The following is a 5,013-nucleotide window of genomic DNA, read 5'->3' as shown; positions in this document are numbered from 1 at the left end:
ATAAATTGGGGCCGGGCTGCACCCGCTGCGGGGCCTGCCTTGCCGTATGCCGGTACAACGCGCTGGATGCGTGGCGGCTGGAGGCCGGGCGGCCCGCCCTGTCCTGCACCCTGTGCCGCGACTGCATCGGCGTGTGCCGTCATGGCGCCATGCAGCTGACCCTGCCGGGTTTGTCCCCGGCGACGGCGTGGCGCATCTTTTCCGTGCTGGCTGCCGTGCTGCACGCGGTGTTCCTGAACGTGGCCCGCATGTAGCGGCGTGTCAGGCAACGGCTGTTTCCGGGGGGAGGACGGGCACGGGAGAAGGATGCATGAAAACGGGCGCGGCGGATGTTCTGCACCGTGCCGGTGCGCCGCCGCTCCATCGGGGGTTTACGTAATCCGGCCCATCATGTATGAATGCCGCCGCCGGAGCCGCCGCGCGCTTCGTGCCCTTTCAGCATCCCGCGCCGCCGGTCCCTCGCATCTCCGGCTCCGTGGACCGCGCCTTCACGAGTGCCACCTGATGAAGAAGATTCCCGAACGGTATCGGCGTAAGATCAGCAAGGACGAGATCAACGAGCTGCCCCTTGAGCGGTATGCGGGTGAAATCCGCATAGTCCGCAGCGAGGAGGAACTCGCTGATGCCGTCGACCGCCTGCGTGACGAGGACGTGCTGGGCTTCGACACCGAAACCCGACCCACCTTCCGCAAGGGCAAGGTCAACCTGCCGTCGCTGGTGCAGCTTGCGTGCAGCGACGTGGTCTACCTGTTCCAGCTCAACTGGCTGCCCTTTGGCGAGGCGCTGGCCTCTGTGCTGTCCGACGCAGACATCGTGAAGACCGGCGTGGCCGTGCGCGACGACATCCGCGACCTGCAAAAGCTGTTCGCCTTCAACGACGCGGGCGTGGTGGACCTGGGCGAGGTGGCGCGCGACCTGGGGCTTGAGACGCACGGCCTGCGCAACCTTGCCGCCAACTTTCTGGAAGTGCGCATCTCCAAGGGCGCCCAGTGTTCCAATTGGAGCAACCGCGAACTGGCCCCCCAGCAGGTGCTGTACGCGGCCACCGATGCCTGGGTCAGCCGCGAGATTCACCTGCGCATGCGCAGGCTGGGGCTCATCGCCCGCTAGCCGGTCAGGCTGCCCTCCCGCTGGCCTGACAGGCCGTTTTCCCGGTCAGCCCCTCTTGCTGCTTCCCTGCGCCGCATTTACCGCGCGCCTCCCTGCATGGCATGGTGGCGCGCGTTTCGTTTTTTCGCCTCTTCTCCGTTCCGTCGCCGTTGTCACGCCGTCGTCACCAATGTGCGGCATGTCGTGGTTGCGTCGTGACGGCATGCCCCGGTAATTCCTGTCGCCTTGGCAGTTCCGGGGAAAAATGTCACATTCTTGTAACGGTGCAACCACGCATCCGTCACCGGCAACGCACATCTTCTCGGGCAGGAAAGCGCCAAGGAGAACCACATGACGAAAGAGCGCATTCTGGTGGTGGAAGACGACGAGGACATCCTTCAGTTGCTGACCTTCACCTTCGAATCCGCCGGGTTCGAGGTGCGCACGGCCGCCACAGGGCGCGAAGGCCTGGACATCGCGCTGCGGCAAAAGCCCGCGCTGGTCCTGCTGGACCTGATGCTGCCCGGCATGAGCGGCCTTGACGTGTGCCGAGAACTGAAGCGCCTGCCGGAAACGGAAGACGTGCCGGTGATCATGCTCACCGCGCGCGGCGAGGAAGTGGACCGCATCGTGGGGCTGGAACTGGGCGCCGACGACTACGTGGTCAAGCCCTTCAGCCCGCGCGAACTGGTGCTGCGCATCCGTGCCGTGCTCAAGCGCGCGCAGGGTGTGGCCGAAAACCCCCAGCGTTCGCAGTGGCAGATCGACGGGCTGGCCCTGGACCTTGATGCGCACCGGGTGGAGGTGGACGGTGAGGAAGCCGCCCTGACAGCCACCGAATTCCGCCTGCTGGCGGAACTGGTGCGCAACAGGGGCCGCGTGCGCACCCGCGACCAGTTGCTGAACACGGTGTGGGGCTATGAGTTCGAAGGCTACGCCCGCACGGTGGATACCCACGTGCGCAGGCTGCGCCAGAAGATCGGCGGCTACGCGGCCATGATCGAAACCATCCGGGGCGTGGGATACCGCTTCAAGGAACAGTAGCCCCGGAATCAGGGCGGCGGTCATGATCCGCAGGGCGGTCATGCATGACACGCCCGCGATGCCCCGCTGCATCGCGGCATCGACGGACCGCCCCGGCATCGACGGACCGCCCCGGCATCGACGGACCGCCCCGGCATCGACGGACCGCCCCGGCACGGGCACACCGCCCTCACCGGTGGCATGCCCCACTTTCGCCAACGCCCCAATGCCCCCAACGCGCGGCGCGCCACGCGCCGCCGGGAACGAGACATGCCAGACAGCAAGAACGTGAAGATGCACGCGGCGTCGCTGAATTTCTACTACGGCGACTTTCAGGCGCTGCACGACATCAACCTGGAATTCGAACGCAACCAGGTCACCGCGCTCATCGGGCCTTCGGGTTGCGGCAAGAGCACCTTTTTGCGGTGCCTGAACCGCATGAACGACCTCATCCCCATCTCGCGCGTGGACGGCGAGATATGCCTTGACGGCATGAACATCCACGACGCCCGACTGGACGTGGTGGAACTGCGCCGCCGCGTGGGCATGGTGTTCCAGAAGCCCAACCCCTTCCCCAAGTCCATCTTCGAGAACGTGGCCTACGGGCTGCGCGTCAACGGCGTGCGCGACAAGGAATACATCGCCGAAAAGGTGGAGCAGAGCCTGCGCCACGCCGCCCTGTGGGACGAGGTGAAGGACCGCCTGAACGAGTCGGGGCTGGGCCTTTCCGGCGGCCAGCAGCAGCGCCTGTGCATCGCGCGGGCCCTGGCCGTGGAGCCGGAAGTGCTGCTGATGGACGAACCCGCATCCGCGCTGGATCCCATCGCCACCCAGAAGATCGAGGAACTCATCCACATCCTGAAGAAGGACTACACCATCATCATCGTGACCCACAGCATGCAGCAGGCGGCCCGCGTCTCCGACCTGACGGCCTTCTTCTACATGGGGAAACTGGTGGAGTGGGGTGCGACGGAAATGATGTTCACCAGACCGCGCAACAAGCAGACCGAAGACTACATTACCGGTCGGTTCGGGTAGGGAGAGTTCGCGGATTGTCCTTTCGTCCGGGGGCTGACCGGCCCGAATGGCGCAAAGCGTGTCCGTCGGCGAGATTGCGAACCTTCCGGACATGGTGCGCAGTGCGGTCGAACTTCGTCTGACAGAACTTTGCTGTCCTTGCCAGTAAGACTCGCGTTACGCGCTCGCCTGGCGGCCAAGGCTCGGTCGAATGCAGCAAGAACACGTTGCGGCCCTCATCCGTAAGGCTCGAAGACTCGCCGACGGCTGAGGCATACTCCCCCCTGACGGGCTGGTGCCCTTTGCCGCCGAACAAAAATCCTGCCTTGACAACTCCCCCCAGGAGATTTCTGTGGAAACGCATTTTCACCAGCAATTGCAGAAACTTCGCCTGAAGGTTCTGGAAATGGCCGCGCATTCGCAGACGGCCATCGAAACCGCCGTGCGCGCCTTGCAGCACCGAGACGCCGATGCCGCGCGCTCGGTCATCGCAGGCGACAAGCTGATCAACACCATAGAGTGCGAGATCGACGAACTCAGCTTCCGGCTGCTGGCCCTGGACCAGCCCATGGCCGTGGACCTGCGCATCATCGTGGCCATCATGCGGGCCAGCATGTATCTGGAGCGGGTGGGCGACGAGGCCGTGAACATCGCCGAGGCGGCCATGTTCCTGGCATCCCGGCCGCCGTTGCCGGAAATGCCCAGCCTGAACGAACTGGGCACCCATGCCGTGGACATGTTCCGCAAGGCGGTCATGTCCTTCCGCGAAAGCGACGCCGGGCTGGCCCGCGAACTGCGCGTGCTGGACAAGCACTGCAACCAGCTGGACATGCAGGTGCTGCGCGAACTCATGGACTACATGAGCCGCGAAAGCCCCGCCGTGGAACGCGCGGTGCACACCATTCTGGTTTCGCGCAGCCTGGAACGGGTGGGCGACCTGTCCACCAACGTGGGCGAAACGGTGATGTTCATCGTCGAAGGGCTGAACATCAAGCACAGCTTCCAGATCAATTCCGGCGGCGCGTGCAGCTAGCGCGCGGCAACGTACTCCATCGACATGGCGGGGCTGCCCAAGGGCGGCCCCGCTTTGCATTCGTGGGCGGCTGCGGTATGCTGTCGCCCCGTTGCCCGCCGGATTGCCGGAAAGTGGCGACACATCCCGTACACCCTTGCGGCCCGCACCTGCGGCACCCGCCCCGGAGACCCGATGACCCAATACGGCAAGCGTACCGTACAGTTTTCCGTAACGCCGGAAGAAGCCCCCGACCTTGTGCGCCGCATCGGCGAGCAGATGGCCGACGGCGTGATCACCCTGGAAGGCCGTTCCATTGAGACCGACGGCTTCGAGAGCGTCGGTATTTCGCTGAAGCGCACCGGGGACAAACTGCGCGCCCGCGTGAAGGTGAAGTTCCCCAAGCGGCCCGGCGAGGTGGGTGACGCGGGCAGCGATGCCGATGACAGTGACGGGGATGATGATTAGCCGTCCCGCGGCGGCAGGGGGTGGCGGCTCTGCCGATCACCCCGACCGCACCGGCCACTCTGGCCGCTCCGCCTGCTCTGTCCGCTGTGGCAGTCACGTGCCCGGCGACCGCCCGGATTGCGGCGCACCGAATGGTGATATGCCAGACAGGGGCGCCATGACCGGTGATGCCGCGCATGGTCCGCGCATCGTCTTCTTTACCGGGGGCACGGCGCTGAAGTCGCTCAGCCATGCCCTGACGGGCCGGACGCACAATTCCGTGCATCTGGTCACCCCGTTCGATTCCGGCGGCAGCACGGCGGTGCTGCGGCGCTATATCCGCATGCCCGCCGTGGGCGACCTGCGCAACCGCCTGCTGGCCCTGGCCGACCCCGCCGTGGCCACGCCGCCCCTGGTGGCCCTGT

At 65.6% G+C, this 5,013-nt stretch carries 7 protein-coding genes; all 7 read left to right on the top strand.

Annotated features, from left to right (window positions below; all coding sequences use genetic code 11):
- A partial coding sequence (locus FVW20_RS07350; RefSeq protein WP_504739148.1) for a 4Fe-4S dicluster domain-containing protein occupies positions 1 to 254 on the top strand: 254 nt, incomplete at its 5' end.
- A gap of 250 nt (positions 255 to 504) precedes the next feature.
- Positions 505 to 1,110, top strand: coding sequence for a 3'-5' exonuclease (locus FVW20_RS07345; RefSeq protein ID WP_167123783.1), 606 nt, complete (start codon positions 505 to 507; stop codon positions 1,108 to 1,110).
- A 330-nt stretch (positions 1,111 to 1,440) separates the two neighbouring features.
- Positions 1,441 to 2,133: a response regulator gene (locus tag FVW20_RS07340; RefSeq protein WP_196608920.1), complete on the top strand. Its 693-nt coding sequence runs from the start codon at positions 1,441 to 1,443 to the stop codon at positions 2,131 to 2,133.
- A 249-nt stretch (positions 2,134 to 2,382) separates the two neighbouring features.
- Positions 2,383 to 3,150: a phosphate ABC transporter ATP-binding protein PstB gene (gene pstB, locus FVW20_RS07335; protein ID WP_196608919.1), complete on the top strand. Its 768-nt coding sequence runs from the start codon at positions 2,383 to 2,385 to the stop codon at positions 3,148 to 3,150.
- 331 nt (positions 3,151 to 3,481) lie between these two features.
- Positions 3,482 to 4,162 (top strand): phosphate signaling complex protein PhoU, encoded by a 681-nt coding sequence (gene phoU / locus FVW20_RS07330; RefSeq protein ID WP_196608918.1) that lies wholly within the window; start codon positions 3,482 to 3,484, stop codon positions 4,160 to 4,162.
- A 174-nt stretch (positions 4,163 to 4,336) separates the two neighbouring features.
- Positions 4,337 to 4,609: a hypothetical protein gene (locus FVW20_RS07325; protein ID WP_196608917.1), complete on the top strand. Its 273-nt coding sequence runs from the start codon at positions 4,337 to 4,339 to the stop codon at positions 4,607 to 4,609.
- A 139-nt stretch (positions 4,610 to 4,748) separates the two neighbouring features.
- On the top strand, positions 4,749 to 5,013 hold a 265-nt coding region (locus tag FVW20_RS07320), incomplete at its 3' end, for a 2-phospho-L-lactate transferase CofD family protein (protein WP_196608916.1).

The sequence above is a fragment of the Nitratidesulfovibrio oxamicus genome (assembly GCF_015731765.1).
GTDB lineage: Bacteria > Desulfobacterota > Desulfovibrionia > Desulfovibrionales > Desulfovibrionaceae > Cupidesulfovibrio > Cupidesulfovibrio oxamicus.
This window is presented reverse-complemented; position numbering and strand designations above follow the sequence as displayed.

Bases quoted from the DNA above. Each gene is read 5' to 3' on its own strand.
- FVW20_RS07340 (WP_196608920.1), top strand. From the start codon at position 1,441: ATGACGAAAGAGCGCATTCTGGTGGTGGAAGACGACGAGGACATCCTT.
- FVW20_RS07345 (WP_167123783.1), top strand. From the start codon at position 505: ATGAAGAAGATTCCCGAACGGTATCGGCGTAAGATCAGCAAGGACGAG.
- pstB (WP_196608919.1), top strand. From the start codon at position 2,383: ATGCCAGACAGCAAGAACGTGAAGATGCACGCGGCGTCGCTGAATTTC.
- FVW20_RS07325 (WP_196608917.1), top strand. From the start codon at position 4,337: ATGACCCAATACGGCAAGCGTACCGTACAGTTTTCCGTAACGCCGGAA.